This window comes from Dyadobacter linearis (assembly GCF_907165045.1).
GTDB lineage: Bacteria > Bacteroidota > Bacteroidia > Cytophagales > Spirosomataceae > Dyadobacter > Dyadobacter linearis.
Window position 1 is genome coordinate 113733 of record NZ_CAJRAU010000007.1, and the last position, 14948, is coordinate 128680.

At 48.1% G+C, this 14948-nt stretch carries 18 protein-coding genes; 8 read left to right on the forward strand and 10 right to left on the reverse strand.

Annotated elements, in window-relative coordinates; genetic code table 11:
• Positions 1-87 precede the first annotated feature (87 nt).
• The 10 genes from KOD92_RS21620 to KOD92_RS21665 form a co-directional block, all read right to left on the reverse strand.
• Positions 88-549, reverse strand: coding sequence for a hypothetical protein (locus KOD92_RS21620; protein WP_215235688.1), 462 nt, complete (start codon positions 547-549; stop codon positions 88-90).
• 72 nt (positions 550-621) lie between these two features.
• On the reverse strand, positions 622-1128 hold the full coding sequence (locus KOD92_RS21625; RefSeq protein ID WP_215235689.1) for a hypothetical protein: 507 nt from the start codon (positions 1126-1128) through the stop codon (positions 622-624).
• Positions 1129-1140: 12 nt separating this feature from the next.
• Positions 1141-1548, reverse strand: coding sequence for a hypothetical protein (locus KOD92_RS21630; protein ID WP_215235690.1), 408 nt, complete (start codon positions 1546-1548; stop codon positions 1141-1143).
• The gene (locus KOD92_RS21635; protein ID WP_215235691.1) at positions 1545-2042 is read right to left on the reverse strand and encodes a hypothetical protein; all 498 of its coding nucleotides are present in this window, start codon (positions 2040-2042) and stop codon (positions 1545-1547) included. The genes KOD92_RS21630 and KOD92_RS21635 overlap by 4 nt, the downstream gene beginning before the upstream one ends.
• On the reverse strand, positions 2033-2356 hold the full coding sequence (locus KOD92_RS21640) for a hypothetical protein (protein WP_215235692.1): 324 nt from the start codon (positions 2354-2356) through the stop codon (positions 2033-2035). The genes KOD92_RS21635 and KOD92_RS21640 overlap by 10 nt, the downstream gene beginning before the upstream one ends.
• Positions 2350-2676: a DUF6706 family protein gene (locus KOD92_RS21645; RefSeq protein ID WP_215235693.1), complete on the reverse strand. Its 327-nt coding sequence runs from the start codon at positions 2674-2676 to the stop codon at positions 2350-2352. Before KOD92_RS21645 ends, KOD92_RS21640 begins: the two co-directional genes overlap by 7 nt.
• 5 nt (positions 2677-2681) lie before the next feature.
• Positions 2682-2912 carry a hypothetical protein gene (locus KOD92_RS21650; protein ID WP_215235694.1) on the reverse strand — a complete coding sequence of 77 codons (231 nt, stop codon included), beginning with the start codon at positions 2910-2912 and terminating at the stop codon, positions 2682-2684.
• Positions 2912-4012, reverse strand: coding sequence for a major capsid protein (locus KOD92_RS21655; RefSeq protein ID WP_215235695.1), 1101 nt, complete (start codon positions 4010-4012; stop codon positions 2912-2914). The genes KOD92_RS21650 and KOD92_RS21655 overlap by 1 nt, the downstream gene beginning before the upstream one ends.
• A 2-nt stretch (positions 4013-4014) precedes the next feature.
• Positions 4015-4416: a hypothetical protein gene (locus KOD92_RS21660; protein ID WP_215235696.1), complete on the reverse strand. Its 402-nt coding sequence runs from the start codon at positions 4414-4416 to the stop codon at positions 4015-4017.
• A gap of 1 nt (position 4417) precedes the next feature.
• Positions 4418-5065, reverse strand: coding sequence for a hypothetical protein (locus tag KOD92_RS21665; RefSeq protein ID WP_215235697.1), 648 nt, complete (start codon positions 5063-5065; stop codon positions 4418-4420).
• 107 nt (positions 5066-5172) lie between these two features.
• On the opposite strand from KOD92_RS21665, the gene KOD92_RS21670 reads away from it, so the two are divergent.
• From KOD92_RS21670 to KOD92_RS21705, 8 genes are all read left to right on the forward strand, one after another.
• On the forward strand, positions 5173-6198 hold the full coding sequence (locus KOD92_RS21670; RefSeq protein WP_215235698.1) for a phage tail fiber repeat family protein: 1026 nt from the start codon (positions 5173-5175) through the stop codon (positions 6196-6198).
• 10 nt (positions 6199-6208) lie between these two features.
• Complete coding sequence (locus KOD92_RS21675) at positions 6209-7411, forward strand: hypothetical protein (RefSeq protein ID WP_215235699.1); 1203 nt, start codon at positions 6209-6211, stop codon at positions 7409-7411.
• A 1-nt stretch (position 7412) separates the two neighbouring features.
• On the forward strand, positions 7413-10763 hold the full coding sequence (locus KOD92_RS21680; RefSeq protein WP_215235700.1) for a hypothetical protein: 3351 nt from the start codon (positions 7413-7415) through the stop codon (positions 10761-10763).
• 28 nt (positions 10764-10791) lie between these two features.
• Positions 10792-11238, forward strand: a complete 447-nt coding sequence (locus KOD92_RS21685) for a hypothetical protein (RefSeq protein WP_215235701.1) — start codon at positions 10792-10794, stop codon at positions 11236-11238.
• 5 nt (positions 11239-11243) lie between these two features.
• Positions 11244-11534, forward strand: coding sequence for a hypothetical protein (locus KOD92_RS21690; RefSeq protein ID WP_215235702.1), 291 nt, complete (start codon positions 11244-11246; stop codon positions 11532-11534).
• A gap of 23 nt (positions 11535-11557) precedes the next feature.
• Complete coding sequence (locus tag KOD92_RS21695) at positions 11558-13960, forward strand: hypothetical protein (RefSeq protein WP_215235703.1); 2403 nt, start codon at positions 11558-11560, stop codon at positions 13958-13960.
• 99 nt (positions 13961-14059) lie between these two features.
• On the forward strand, positions 14060-14482 hold the full coding sequence (locus KOD92_RS21700; RefSeq protein WP_215235704.1) for a hypothetical protein: 423 nt from the start codon (positions 14060-14062) through the stop codon (positions 14480-14482).
• Positions 14479-14940, forward strand: coding sequence for a hypothetical protein (locus KOD92_RS21705; RefSeq protein WP_215235705.1), 462 nt, complete (start codon positions 14479-14481; stop codon positions 14938-14940). Before KOD92_RS21700 ends, KOD92_RS21705 begins: the two co-directional genes overlap by 4 nt.
• The last annotated feature ends 8 nt before the right edge of the window (positions 14941-14948 follow it).

A 14948-nucleotide genomic window follows, 5' to 3' on the forward strand; every position in this document is an offset into this window, starting at 1 on the left:
CGATCGGCCACTTGATCCCCCAGAGCAGGTACTCCCAGGTCCAATGGAAGTGGGCGAGTATCGCCCCGCGAGAGCCAAAAGGGCTCTTTAATCCTCTATCGCCTGCGGAGCTGTCGTCCGGTTCACGGACAGTAATGCGATAGAGGCGCTGAAATCCGTTAAGTTGGATGCTCTTAGGATGATGGAAGTAAGTTTCATCAAATCAGAAGGCTTGACCGACCACAAGAATTTTTGTGCGTAGTACTCGGTCAAAAACCGGATCTTCCATTTTTTGTTAAGAACTGCGATCGCCACAATCCTTGCGCATCGGCGGGCGTTGGGGGCCACTATACGCTTTTGCTCTTCGAAAATCTCCAGCGACTCTTTGGATTCAAGCTTTTTTAGATCCACGTCGAGCCTTAGAAGTTCAGCGGCCAAATAGTCGAGGGTGCCAAGATATGGCTGCTCAATCAGATATTCTTTGCGGCCGGCTTTGAAGGTGAGCCCCTTGTCGAGCAGAACCTGTTGCTGCTGGACTTCTGCCGCGATGTAATCGAAATTCTCTTCCATATCCGTGTGTGTTAAAAAAGCCCGATCGGAAGTCCGGCGGGCTTTGATTACTCTTACTCTACACTATAAATACTAAGCTTGCGGACCCCAGATGATAGGGTCGGTATCAGCTTTTGTGGGCTGTTGCGGCTCAACAACCACATCGATGGCCACTTTACCGGCTTTCGCCCAATCAGCATTGATCTTGCCATACATCGCGCCATTGACAATGGTGACGATCAGGCCCTTTTTCGGGGTAATCTTGACGGTTTGCTTTTTGATCACCTTTGTTCCCGGCATCGAATAAGTTGCAGTGCTACCCGAACCAGAAACGGTACCACCAAAAATTTCCGCCATTGTATCAAGGTCAGGATCCACGACAGTAAAAAGAAAAGGACTTTCACCGCCAGTCACCTCTGTATCGAGAGGAGTGTCAATTTCGTGGGCATAAAGACGATCAATCGTCGGGTCTGCTTCCACCATAGTTACAGGACTGTCACGGTCGGTAAAGCCCAAGGTGGCGAGTGACGTACCTGGCCCACCGTCTGCGGCTACATTGCCTACCTCGATCTTGTCGAGCCCTCTGGTTATTTTTCCCATGGGATAGTGTGTTTAATGGTTAATGAATTGAAATTCTATTCGAATGTTCATAAAATGCTGGTTGATTTCTGGCTCAGCAACAGGCCTGGTTGATTCAATCCAAAGAGCAAAGCTGTCGCCATCTGTTTCCTCCAAAAAAGGTTTCACAAGGTTGGTCAATGTTGCGAGTCTTGCGGTGTTGGTCAAGAATTGTTGTTTGCCTCCGATCATGGCCTGAATATCCTTCACATAGATATTAACATTCGAAACCCCGAACTGGCGCGTACCCTCACCAGTCGTAATCGTATTGATGACAATGTCTTCGAGCTCAGAATCCGATGGACGCCTTCCCTTGTAAATTCCGCCGGTGATGACGCTGGTAATATCGGGTACATTCAGCAGCCTGAATATCTCAGTATCCTGGTCGAGTGCGGTTTTCATTTCATGGTTTGGATCTGCAACTTCAATTTGGCTTTCATCAATGGCATTTCCTTTTTCGCAAATTGTTCAGCGGATGAAAGCACATCGTAACCCATTGTTTCTACATGCTCAGCATACGCCATTCCCGCTACAACAATCAGGATGTACCCTCTCTTTGTACCAAGCAACACTTCCATCGCAAGCGCCTCGCCCGCCTTTAAACCATCAGATGACCCTTTGGTGGTCTTAGGTTTCCCGGACTGTGTTGTGCTGGTGACCGATGCCGATTTCCGGAAATTGTTGCTAACCACACGTCCATCCTTTGCAATGATATACCCGACCGAATTTCGAAGATTTCCAGTCTGATCTATATAAGTATCGAGGCTTCGAGCCATCGCTACACATTCTTCGCCCAGATATTGTAGCCTGAAAAGTATTGCCTTCTCTATCTTTTTTGCATCAGCTTCGAGCTTTGCCCGAATATCCGCAAGTTTATATGTTGGCCTTACACCCATAACCTGGAATGCAATTGATCTTTTTGGAATCGCTTCACCGTGCCTTTCACACGGACAACATTCTCCTCCATCACACGGATCCGTGAACCGACATCGATCGGCAATGGGCCTTTCGGTAATTGAATGAGTGAGTCGAAAACGTGCGCAGAGCCATCAACCAGATTTATTTGGTTTCCACCGCTATTGGCTTCATCCCGACAGTTGGCATACTCGACATATTCTTCGATAGAGGGAATTGGGTTGCCATCTCCGTCAAAACCGCCACCGGTCAGTTGCAAAACCTGCAATGTGTAGGGATACTGTCGGACTACCATATACTGGACTTGCTTTTGATTTTTGGTTGTGGATTGAGCCTGTCATCGATTCCGAGCTGGGCACATAGCAACTTATAATAAGCTGTCACAGCCGCACGGTCAAACTTGATCGAATAACCTCCTTCGGTGATGTCAGGAGCGAGAAGCAATTCGGGAATCACGCTGGCAATTACTTTCAGTGATGATTTGGAGGCGGATGACGTGTATTGATCTGAGGATACTAATCCCTGATCAGTAATAGCGGCGTCAAGCTCGGCCTCGGTCAGATCGATGTTGTATCGTGAAAGTTTTGCCTGTATGAATTCCCGAATTGTTGCCATGCTTCTTAGTCTGGGTTTTCGTCGCCAGCTCCACTATCCTCAGTGAAGGGCGGCTGAATAAGCCCCCTCTCAACTAGTGAGTCGAGACGGTCCTGATCGAAGTGACTTACATCATCGCCAGCCTTGTGCTCTAAATCCCAGTTGTTGATATCCCGGAAAGGTTTTATAACTGAGTAGGGGGCGGCTGCTTGCTCTTCTGCGGAAGGAGCGACTTTTGGTGCCTGTTGTTTTGCCATTATGCTTGAACGGTTTTAGAATCCAACAGATAGATCTGATCAACTTTCCCAATGACAGGTACTCCCGCAGCTTCCGACTTGGTAAACTCCTTAATGGAGGGCCTGTTTTCGCGGAATTTGGAAACCAGTATATAGTCGTCCGCAGTCTGATAGCGAGTCCCTTCAACAGGGCTGTCCATCTCGGCAATACGAGTATGTACAAGACTACCTACTTTTGGGCCGGTTGTAGCCAGACCAACAACTGCACCCTCTGCCCATGGTTTAACGGTCGTTTTTGTGCCATTCTTCTCATAACGGGTTGCCCAGTTGATGATTCGGATTGATCCAATTTGAAGACGATCTTGAAGTACGTCAACAAGCTGCGACTGTTTGAGGGCAGGTATTTTGGAGTAGTCCCCGCCGAAGTTTACGCCAACACCATGCAAGTCTTTCAGCTGCGCTGATTTGATAAGGTTGTTATAAGCAAACTTATCCATTAGCAGCTCGCTGATCGTGTTCCCTTCAAGCGTTGCCTGATCCTGCATGCGCTGGAAATCGTCAATTGGCGTTGAAGTTGCGGGATTTGACCAAAGAACAAATACACCAAACTTGTGATTTGTCGGGTATTTGTAATCCAGACGAATACCGGTACCCGTGTTATCAGAATCAGCAATTGCTACTCCGCTTGAAAGGCCCTGCAAGAACATAAATTCGTTACGCTCGTATACAGCTTTGATGACGCGGGGAATGTCCTCAAACACACGTTTGGCGATCTCCGCTTTTTGCCCTCCCTGCTGGCTTAGGATTTGCAGCTCGCGAAGTTGTTTCTCGTTGAGCCACAGTTCCTGGCCTTGTTTGGAAATATCGCCGCTTGCCTGTCCCAAAGAATCACGGGTTTTCAAAGGCAGGGAAGAATCCAATGCCACGTAGTCGGCCATTACGGTACCGAAGTCACCTGACAGCGATGTCCACTTCCCGTCGACTGAGTACTCTTTATCGAGCATCAGTTGATGAAGGTAAGGGCTCGGCTGCTCGGTGCTCCCGTTCAGACGGATCACGGTGCGCAACACTAGCTGGGTCATGTACTCATCGATCAGCTGAATAAATTGTGATTGTGCCATGGTTAGTCTTGTCTGAAATCAATGTGTGGAAGAGCGGTTTTCACAGCAGCTAGAATGCTGGTCATTACGAATGGCGCAGCGGCAGGGTTCACCGTCCCCTGGGTCAATATTCCGGCAAAAGGCTTTTTTGCTAAAATTGAAGCAATCAAAATGCCGGCGTAGGTATGATCGGCTGGCAGCGCTGCGTAAGCAGTAGCCCCGCCGTTCAACGGCATCGGCTTGTGCGTGCCTGTGGCGGTTTCCACGATGATGACATGACCTGCCCTAATTACGGCCGGAGTAAACCCGGTCACGTCCAAGGATCGTCCACCTCTGATAGAAGCAAAAACATCGACAATGACGACGTTGTCTTTGGAGGTGTCAATGGTGTCAGCATCGTTAACGAGGTTAACTGTAACTCCCATGTTATAAAACTTTGTCTAAGATTGCGTCGGCCTCCTCCGTGGAAACCTGTTTTTTCTGCCCGCCTTTGCCTTGCACAGGCGTTTTGAACCCGCCCAATCCTTCGTTCGCTTCAATTTGAATGAACTCCTTGGCGTCTTCTGCTGCCTCAGTTTTAAATGCTTCGAAGTCTTCGTCCGTTTCAAATTTCATCCTGCCAAAGTGTTTCAGCACAGACTCCTTATACTTAGGATTTGTGTCCTTCAATAGTTCTTCTAACTGAGATTTGCGCGAGTCGCCAATCTTGCCTGTTTCGAAACTGTTGATCTTCTCCACCAGGGGAGCAATAGCAGCAGCAACGATTTTGGCAATGTCAGTCGACTGAGGGTCGGGTTTTGGATCTTCCTCGGATTGTTTCGGGTCTGGGCTGTCCGGCTGCTTGTCTTTTTTCTTTTTTGCCTCAATTTCTCGCTGACGATCGTCATGACGGGCGATATCGGCAAAAGGAAAAATATCATTTAGCTCGTCCAGCTTTTCGTCGATAGCATCATCATCGGAATCATCCGGAAGTTTGAGTTTTGCCGCCGTTGCGTCAATCCTCTTTGTAGACAAGTTTACGCCAGGAAACTTAATTTCCAGTCGCTCCTTGACCTTTGCCTTTGGTAGTGCCATGTGTGATCTGCGGGTGAAATTTCAGTAACAAATGTAGGTTATATATACTTAAATAACGGTAATATATACCTTTAAAATTTTATATTTGCTGCGTATTTTATTGAAATATGGGGCTAATTGTTTCATTCGGTGATTATGGGGTTGGCGATATCGTTCAGGACGCGCAGGATTTGTATGACCTGCTACTTGACCTTTGCCAGGATCAACTTGAATGGAAGAACATTCTCAACAAGCCGGAGCTTTATTTAAAAACCGAGCTATATAACCGGCAGGAAATAGATCAAAAACTTGAAGACATCGCTCCCGGCGCGCATACACACACGATAGCCGACGTCGACGGGCTGCAAGACGCCCTCGATGATCGGTATACGCAGGAGCAGGTTAATAATTTTCTTAGCGGTAAGTCTGACATAGGACACATTCACCCCACTACCGATATCGAAGGCCTGCAAGAAGCGATAGCCGCTCTGGGAGTTCAGATAGTTAATATTCTTCCAATGCCGGTCCAGAACGGTAAGGTGTACATGGTGCATATCGAGGGAAGTGCCAGCTTTTCCACTTTCATCACCGTTAACGGCCAGTATATTCCACTCGATGCGGTCACATACGCTGCTTTGGCGACTGCTCTTTCTGCTAAGCAAAACAAGTTGACAGGATCGGCCTCTCAATATGTACGCGGCGACGGATCCTATGGAGAGATGAATAAAGGCGCGGTTGGGTTAGGGAATGTAGCAAACCTGAGCGCTGCAAATCTCCCAATAAGCGATGCGCAAGCCGCTGTGAACGCTCAGAAAGCCGATGACAGCACGGTTCTTCATAAAACGGGCAATGAGACCAAGTCTTCGGGTGTTTTGACCTTCGCGCTATCGCCGGTAGTGCCGATGCCAACTGCTTCAAACCATGCTGCTAGCAAAGCCTATGTCGATTCGATGTCTCATACATCTGATATGGAGTTTATCTTCGATAACCCCTCAGAAGAATGGATCATCACGCATAACCTGAATCGAAAACCGGACACGAACATTGTGATCGGTGGCTACAAAGTCATTAGTGATGTGCAGTATATCGATAACGATGTCTTGAAAATAATACACACGAAACCAGAAATTGGTTTGGTGATCTTAACCGTATAACCTCGCCGAAATGAAATTTCTAAATAATGTTGATTTAGATAAAAATCAACTCTTGCAGGTTGTTATCCATTCTGCTGCTGTCGCGCCGGGTTCCCCTGTTGATGGTCAAATCTATTATAACACAGCAACCGCTCAGTATTATTACTACCGCGCCTCCGATACGACCTGGGTACCATTCGGTGGGGGGAATATCATTGGGGGTGATGGTCTGGCGGAGTCGACCGTTGCAGGGATCACGACATTATCTGTAAATGTTGACGGCGTTGGGCTGGAAATCAGTGCCGACATCGTGCGTTTAAAAGATCTCGGTGTCACTGCTGCGAAGCTGGCCAACAACGCCGTGACCACAGTCAAGGTGACCGATAAGAACATCACCTTCGCTAAAATTCAGGATATTCCAACGATGACCGTAATTGGTCGCGTCGCGGCAGGCAGCGGAGTTCCGTCCGCTATTGCCATTATTAATGATAATACGATGGCCTCCGCATTGGCTACGAATCTAGCGACGGCAGGCTCAATAAAAGCATATGTCGATAGCCGTATCACTGAGCTTGGTTCTTTGCAAGGCGCATTCAATGCGACAACAGCGACTAACTTTCCAGGTGGAGCGGCAACATTCAAGGGACATTACTGGTACGTAACTGTTGCCGGAACTGTGCAAAGCGTAGTAATGAACGTGGGCGACGTGCTGATTGCTAACAAGGATAATCCATCCGTTACATTGGCCGCTGACTGGATCTTTCTTGAAAGTAACAGGGACCAGGCGACTACAACCATTCTCGGTGTTGTTTCCCTTGCAACAGCTGTTGAAGTTCAGACTGGAACAGATACCAGTAAGGTTGTGACGCCCTCTACATTAAGCCAGAGAACTGCCACTACAACCAGGACCGGTCTTGCTGCCCTTGCTACCCAGGCAGAAGTGACTGCCGGTACGGACAATTCCAAAATAGTTACTCCACTCACCCTAAAAACCGTACTCGACGCGGCGCTGGTGGCATCGGGTTTCGCGACAAATGTCGGTGATGCTTCTGCATTGACTTATGTGGTAACACATAGTTTCGGTACCAAGGATATAGTCATCGAATTGTTCGATGCCACTACCGGGGCAACCGTCTATGCAGATGTAACCAGGCCAACTGTCAATACGGTCGGCATTGCGTTTGCAAAAGCTCCCGCATTGAACGCATTCCGGGTAACAGTGAAAAAGAATTGACATGAAGTTTCTAAGCGCAGCTGATTTTGACGATGCAGTCACGGTAGCCTCCAAGGTGAGAGCCGCCGGTAGCTATGTCATGCCATCGGCAGGCTCTGTTAATAGCGCCTACAATAGCGGGTCTTTCGAAGCCTACATTGCGCCGGGAGCCTTTACTGCTGGTGTCAGACCAGGCTACGGATTTCATGCAGCAAGTAGTTTTGGGCTTTTTCTTTATGCACAATCAGCCACAGAATTGCGTATCCGGTCCAACAGCGGTCTTGATTATATGTTGTGGCATTCGGGCTCTCTGCGCTCTAATTCAGAAAATGACAATGTGTATGCACAGCTTGGCCATACACATGCGATCCCGGAAGTAACCGGGCTCCAAGCAGCCCTGGATGCAAAAGTCCCGACTTCAAGGCTGGTGTCGACGGGAACTGGGCTAACAGGAGGTGGCACGTTGGCGGCGGACCGGACGATTTCGGTAGCATTTGGAACTACCGCCGGGACTGTTGCGCAGGGAAATGATATTCGTATACTCAGGGGGGAGAATGCTTATAACAGATGGGTATCTACCCCTGTCAACTTCTCTACCGTTACCGGCATTACTTCTTCTGGTGTCTCCTCCTGGGGCAATACGGCGGCCGACCGGCCCGGATCTTACGGAACGATACTGACATTTATTGGCGCTTCTCCCAATGGAGAAATGGCTTCCGGCCTATGGTTAAATCAGATTATGGTGACCACAACCGGCGATTGGTTTGTACGTTATGGCGACGGTGCGATCTATCAGGCCTGGACTGCCAAGCAGTTTTCGGTCACAAGTATAAATAATTGGAACACATCCTATGGCTGGGGTAATCACGCTGGCGCAGGATACGCGTTAAACAGCTCGTTGGCAGGTTACGTGCCGACCACAAGAACAATTACCATAAATGGTGTCACCCATGATCTCTCCTCTGATAAGGCATGGACAATAGCCGGTGGAGTAAATGGCAGCGGGACAACCGGGTCCATTGCGAAATTCTCAGCAAGCAATTCTCTCGCCAGCAGCTCGATATCTGAGGATTCCACTTATGTCAGTACTTCTCTTGGCCTGAAAGCAGGTAATAATGGGACTAGCAAATATTTGCAGACAACTCATAGTGGTACAGTCGCCAGTATTTCCTTATTGGATTTCTCCGGCTCTTCCGGATGGAATATTTCGTATGAGGGCAGTGATTTGAAAATGACGTATGCCGGTACTACCTACACATTCGATTCAGCTGGCCGCTTCACGGCCCCGCTGCAAATGGGTATTGATGTGCCTGCAAATGCAAATGCAAGGGGATTCGTAATGCTGGCCGGTGGAACCAACCGGTGGACAATAGGTAAACAGGGTCTCGAAACCGGATCAGATTCCGGCGCCGATTTCGTCTTCAACAGATTCAGTGATGCCGGTGCCCTGCTTGGCACTGCGTTTAGTATAAACCGTGCTACTGGAAATACAACTTTCTCAGGAACAGTTACCGCCAGTAGCAGTAACTCTGTAAACTGGACCAGGGCACATTCAAGGTGGATATCAACGCCAGTCAACTTTTCTGACATATCAACAATAATCAATTCTGGGGTTGACACCTGGGGAAATACCGCGGCGAACAGACCAAGCCCTTACGGAACGATATTGACGTTTGTGGGAAATACCGGCTCGGGTGAGTATGTGCCCGGCGCATATGTGAACCAAATCATGGCAGCGACTACCGGTGACTGGTATGTGAAGCACGGAGGAGCAGGGACAATATACCAGATATGGACTTCAAAGCAATTCACGGCCGCTGACAAAAATAATTGGGACTCTGCTTACGGCTGGGGAAATCATGCGGCCGCTGGTTATGCGGCGAGCAGCTCGCTTTCCGGATATGTCCCGACTTCCAGAACTATCACCATAAACGGCACTGCCTACGACCTGTCTGCGAATCGATCCTGGACAATCACGGGTGGAGTGGGCGGCTCGGGTACCATTGGTACGATCCCTGTTTTCTCGGCGTCAAATACCCTCGCCAATAGTTCGATAAGTGAGGATCCAGACTATGTGACCATAAAGAAATGGCTTAATGTCGGAAAAAACGGGGTAGACAAATACATTACGCTATTGTCGGATGCATCAACTGCGGCCGCGTATTTTCTGGACCCGGCAGGTTCTTCCGGTTGGATATACGGTTACATAGGCAACGATTTCAGGATCGCATATGGAAGTACTGCATACGTTTTAGATCAGGCTGGCCGCTTTACCGCCCCTCTCCAAATTGGTATCGATGTGCCCGCCAATGCCAATGCACGTGGTTTTGTAATGCTGGCCGGTGGTATTAACCGGTGGACAATAGGTAAGCAGGGACTTGAAACGGGTGGGAATGCAGGTGCGGACTTTGTATTTAACAGGCACAATGACGCAGGTGGTGTTCTCGGTACTGCGCTGGGTATAAACCGCGCGACGGGCAACGCCACATTTTCAGGCAACATTAGCGCCAGCGGCGGCAATTCCACCAACTGGAACATTGCTTATTCAAGGTGGGTCTCACTTCCTCTTAATACAAGTGACATTGATACAATTGTTGACTCAGGGGTCAATACCTGGAATAATACAGCGGCAAATCGCCCGTCATCGTTTGGTACAACTTTCACCTTCGTAGGAAACTCTTCGACTGGCAATTACAGTGCAGGTACATTCGTCAATCAGATATTGGCCGGTACGACCGGCGATTGGTATGTGCGATACAACGGTGGAACCATATATCAAGTCTGGACGACCAAGCAAATCTCATCCAACGCTATTTCCAACTGGAATACGGCATACGGATGGGGCGACCATGCTGCTGCGGGTTACGTGACAAATGGGTTTTTAAATACCAACTATTATACACGTGCTTACCTGGACTCTGAAATTGGTCTCCGCGCATATAATGGTATATCAATAACTGGTCAAGTCAGTCTCTCAGGGGGAGGTACTCTAAGTTCGAATCGGACGATCACCCTGCTGAATGATAGCGAAAACCCGGGCGCCAATAAACTATATGGAACGAATGGAGCTGGTACAAAGGGTTGGCATAACCAGCCTTCGCCGGGAGGCCTTTCCGGAAGCGGAACAAGTGGCTATCTGGCATTATGGAATGGGGGAGCTTCTCTCACAAATAGTTCCATTTATGATTTTGGTTCTTACATGACAATCAGCAAGCCTGTATCATTCTCCCAGCCTTTTATAGTAAAAAACGGGACCCAATCGCAGCGCACATCTTATTCAATAATAGGAGTTGGTACGCTCTGGATGCAGACGGATGGAACCCAGGGGATATACTATTCAAACAGCGGTGGCGGATGGACTTATTTAGGGTAACATATTTTTCAATAACCAATCATAAACAATGGAGACCAGTTACAAGAAGGCTTTCAGATTTACAGATGTTGCACGGACATTCATTAACGACCAGGAGGATCAGGAAACAAAACTAGTTTACGCCCTGAACTCGGTTGTTGAACAGATTGATGAGCAGCGCGAAGCGTATTCAAAGAAGGTCACAAAATTACAGCGTAAATATGCAGCAGAAGATAAGTTCGGCTGTATCCTCCGAGATGACAAAGGAAATTACCGCTACAAGAAAGACCAAGAGGAGGTGTTGGAGGAGAAGCTGGACGAGCTCTTCAACCACGAAGACAGTGTTGAGTTTGAACCTGAATACGTCGATGTGGCTTCGCTACCAGAAAAGCTTCCCTCATTCCTTCGTAAGACTTTTTCGGGTTTTGTCATTGAGCCCTCAGAGCCCGAATCGCCTTCGCAAAAGCTTAAATCATTACTACACAAAACAACCTGAGCATCATGAAAAACGAAGTAAAAAACCAAGGGGCAGCTTTCGAATTCGATTACGTGAGCCTCAATTTCTCAGTATCTGGTAGGGATACCAGCACGGGAGAACAGAAATCATTTTCTTATAACGATTCTGCTCAGCTGAATTTTAACGATGAGAGTGAACTGAATAAGACCTTGAAGGATAAAAGCTATCTGCTTGAAGTTATTCCAAGACTCGTCCAGCGCGCACTGAATTCATACGATCCGGAGAACCAGGACGCCAAGAGATTGCGGGAAGAGATCGGTCTTTTGTTACAATAGTTTCACTTAAATAAACGCACACTGTGAAAAATTTAATCTTTCTGCTGCTGAGCTGTATCCAGTTCGCAGCCTTATCGCAGCATATTCCAGTTTCCGGCACTGTCAATTTATCCAACTACTATACAAGGCCGCAGATCGACAGTCTCTTTAAAACTAAGACTGTCGATCCCCCAATTGTCCGGATACCCGTCTGCAAACGCGGGCCAGCGATCGAGTCGATTAGTAAGATCACCAATACGTCAGCTGTTCTGAGGTTTGATGCCGAGAGCGTGTTTGTGATTAAATATTGGATATCCATACTGCCAAAAGGGCAACCGGTTTATCTGGATAGCCTCCGGCCAGAAAGTAATACAGTCACCTTCAACTTTCCTGGCCGGCCGGCCGGTTCCTATTACCTAAACATCACCGGCAAATCCTGCCGAAGCGATACGGCGAGCCGCAGCTTCACGATCGATTCCGGAACTGGCGGCCCGATATTGCCGCCGCTCCCAGTACAAAATGGAAAAAGCAAGGTGCTGGGTGCAAACACTGCCAGGGTCGGCCAGAGAGAGTACAGCTTCAACCGGACACCTGAATTGGTAATCAAATTCAATGATGACGGTACCATTTCGGATATCACAGAAGGCATTGACAATTCAGGCGGTATTACCAGGTTAGCAGGATATAACGTCTTCTACATGATCGGCAACGGCTGGTTTGAGAATGCAGAAGGGACTTACGAAAAACTGCAAAATATCAAATTGCCTGATGGCGTCCGTACCATAAAGCAGTTTGTCTGCAATCCCGCACGAATACCCAATTACGAAACTTTCAAGCAGCATTTGAACTCATACGGAGAGGCAGGGGTAAATATGCTCAATGGCCGCATGTCACAGATAATGGTGTCAATCCATTCGGATCAAAAAGTTGGACAGGGGCTCGAACCAAAATGGCTTGTTGTTTCCAGGGCGCTCAACTTTCCAAGCGCGCTTCCAGCAATTGATTGGAGACCGTACAACAAATGGATAGCAACGGCAGGCATAAACAAGGGCGACGATCAGGACACTTACAGGCGGGTCGGCGTAATACCTGATGCCCGCTTCGGCGACCCAAACCAGGCCATGACTTTTAATACTGTAAAAGTTGAGCAGAACCGGGTTTTAACGAGGGACGAAGCATACAGTATTGGCCGGGCCTTTGCAAATTATATGGGGTCGAGCCCATATTCCTACATCACAGAAGAGCTCATTGAAAATGGCCAGGGCCAGTACGACAAGACTGATCCGTCGACCGGCGCTGAAATAACGGCGCCTGGATATGAGATCACCAGAATGTTTGCGAAAGGTAATCTGGATGAAATCCGAACGAAATATCCAAACATCGACAAAAGGAATACTGGCATCAACGGAGGTTATGGCGGGGACGACTATCACTCGCTGATTGATCAATGGCTTCTGTATGGTGACAGGCAAACCTACGAGCAATCACTGACCGATAAGCTCTATAAGGGACACAGCATACACGGTTTCACCGCAGAAGATCACCCATATTATGCCAGAGGGCACATTGATGTAAGGAATGTCAATGCCAAGTACTATTTCTGGAACCGCATTTACAATCTTCCGTATGAGTTCATCGCATTGAACGAACGCGTCAAACTTGCCAGTAAAACCTATGAGGGCAAGGATCGTGAATCCAACTTGACAATTTTCAGCTGCCCATTTATAGAGAGTTTTATTTCTGATGATCGCGGTAATAAGATCAACATTGAGCAAGCGAGCTCAGGAGAACTTATTGAGTATCCAAGCGGCACCCTTCTAACCAAAATGAACACGCAGCCGGCTGCTGCTTGGGACGAAGCGTTTACGGGTGGGTTCTGGTCAACGCTGGTTACAAGTGGAATGGCCATGTGGGACGCGCCACGCAGCACATTTGGGACAGACAGCACAAAGGCGCACGTTTGGTCAGATCAAACCTTCCTTTGGAAAAAGAAAGGAGCAAATGATTTTCAACGCTATGAACCTGGCAAAGATGGTGCACCCGAAAACAGTTCAGATGGATTAAAACATTCCCTGTATGCGCCTGTCATCGACGCAATGGCTGCGGGCATGGAAGCCGCCTGGCAGATCAGGGATAGAACAACAAAGCTTTCATTTTCATCCTACTCGTCCACCAGAGGTGATTTCATTGCCAAGCCAGGTAGTGCCGGTCTGCATCTTAACGGATTTGGAGTTCCCAATTACAACTCATTTGTCGTAAAGGACGCTTTCGATCAGAAAAGGGCGATCTGTTTAATCGGTGAAGGTCCAGGCGGAGCGATCATCATTTACTACAATGGCTTTCTCTCGGCTCATCTTTTTGAAGATAACGTTACTGTTCACTACAAGGGAGCGGCGTACAATATTGGCCGGGTTTACGGAAGACAGACGGTCGTTAAAAAGCTATAAGTATCATGTAGCTAAGCATCGCGCTGGCATTGGTTGTATTGGGGTTGGCGCCATACTTCTTGCTGCTTGGTTGCTTTGAATCCACAACAGAAAAGTTAGATGCAGAGAGAAGATAAATTAACAGAACTGGCTGACAAAAAGCCGCGCGTCGCAATGGTTTATGGTATGGCCATTGCAATAGGTGCCCTATTTAGTGGTGTCATTTCTCTTCTTATCTATATCAAGGTCCTGGTTGCCGATATGCGGGCGTTAGAAGTGGCTCACCGCCTGGAACTGACTGAAATCAACACAAAGAACCAGGAGCGGAACGACGCCAGAGATTCAACGAGCACGGCCAAAATCGAGGGGCGGTTTGAAACCCAGGCAGCCATTCAGGAAGAGAGAATAAAAGAATTGCAAAAAACAGTTGAGTCCCTTCTAAATCAATCAAGTGCCGTCAAAACGCAATTCCAAAAAATGGAGAGCAAAGTTGATCAAGTATCAGGGAACACTAAAAAGATCGAAGAGGTCATCAATCAATGAAAGCAAAACTAATTTCCTACTCAATTTCCGGCGCGCTTGCTTTTGGTATCATGGGGGTTGTAATCCCTGCCATTGTTCTCTTGGGAGCTATGATAGCAGCTCCCACCAGGGCACAGCGGACCGATTCCGCCCCTGGCGAAAAACCTGTCGCCATTGACTCGGCAGCTGTCTTATCTCCGATTGACAGCGCTATTAATATCGTTACCGAGAAGGCGAGGCAGGCGGGAGCGAATTTAGATAAAGTAGAGACTGGCGTAGACCGAGTCAATACCAAACTGAACAAACTTCAAACCCGTCAAGCCCGCATTTTGGATATGATCACACCTGCCGACGCTCCTGTTGTGGCTCAGTGGCCCTTACCGCCGCAGGAATTTCGGGTAGACCCCGATACACCTCAAATCAAACCCGTAGAGCCAGAAAAAGCGGGCTGGTGGAAACGGACATTCAGAAAGAATTAAGCGGTTCA

Coding starts and splice junctions, on each gene's coding strand:
- KOD92_RS21635 (WP_215235691.1), bottom strand. CDS start 2,042: ATGGGTGTAAGGCCAACATATAAACTTGCGGATATTCGGGCAAAGCTC.
- KOD92_RS21700 (WP_215235704.1), top strand. CDS start 14,060: ATGCAGAGAGAAGATAAATTAACAGAACTGGCTGACAAAAAGCCGCGC.
- KOD92_RS21660 (WP_215235696.1), bottom strand. CDS start 4,416: ATGGGAGTTACAGTTAACCTCGTTAACGATGCTGACACCATTGACACC.
- KOD92_RS21650 (WP_215235694.1), bottom strand. CDS start 2,912: ATGGCAAAACAACAGGCACCAAAAGTCGCTCCTTCCGCAGAAGAGCAA.
- KOD92_RS21645 (WP_215235693.1), bottom strand. CDS start 2,676: ATGGCAACAATTCGGGAATTCATACAGGCAAAACTTTCACGATACAAC.
- KOD92_RS21665 (WP_215235697.1), bottom strand. CDS start 5,065: ATGGCACTACCAAAGGCAAAGGTCAAGGAGCGACTGGAAATTAAGTTT.
- KOD92_RS21680 (WP_215235700.1), top strand. CDS start 7,413: ATGAAGTTTCTAAGCGCAGCTGATTTTGACGATGCAGTCACGGTAGCC.
- KOD92_RS21685 (WP_215235701.1), top strand. CDS start 10,792: ATGGAGACCAGTTACAAGAAGGCTTTCAGATTTACAGATGTTGCACGG.
- KOD92_RS21705 (WP_215235705.1), top strand. CDS start 14,479: ATGAAAGCAAAACTAATTTCCTACTCAATTTCCGGCGCGCTTGCTTTT.
- KOD92_RS21675 (WP_215235699.1), top strand. CDS start 6,209: ATGAAATTTCTAAATAATGTTGATTTAGATAAAAATCAACTCTTGCAG.
- KOD92_RS21630 (WP_215235690.1), bottom strand. CDS start 1,548: ATGAAAACCGCACTCGACCAGGATACTGAGATATTCAGGCTGCTGAAT.
- KOD92_RS21670 (WP_215235698.1), top strand. CDS start 5,173: ATGGGGCTAATTGTTTCATTCGGTGATTATGGGGTTGGCGATATCGTT.
- KOD92_RS21640 (WP_215235692.1), bottom strand. CDS start 2,356: ATGGTAGTCCGACAGTATCCCTACACATTGCAGGTTTTGCAACTGACC.
- KOD92_RS21620 (WP_215235688.1), bottom strand. CDS start 549: ATGGAAGAGAATTTCGATTACATCGCGGCAGAAGTCCAGCAGCAACAG.
- KOD92_RS21625 (WP_215235689.1), bottom strand. CDS start 1,128: ATGGGAAAAATAACCAGAGGGCTCGACAAGATCGAGGTAGGCAATGTA.
- KOD92_RS21655 (WP_215235695.1), bottom strand. CDS start 4,012: ATGGCACAATCACAATTTATTCAGCTGATCGATGAGTACATGACCCAG.
- KOD92_RS21690 (WP_215235702.1), top strand. CDS start 11,244: ATGAAAAACGAAGTAAAAAACCAAGGGGCAGCTTTCGAATTCGATTAC.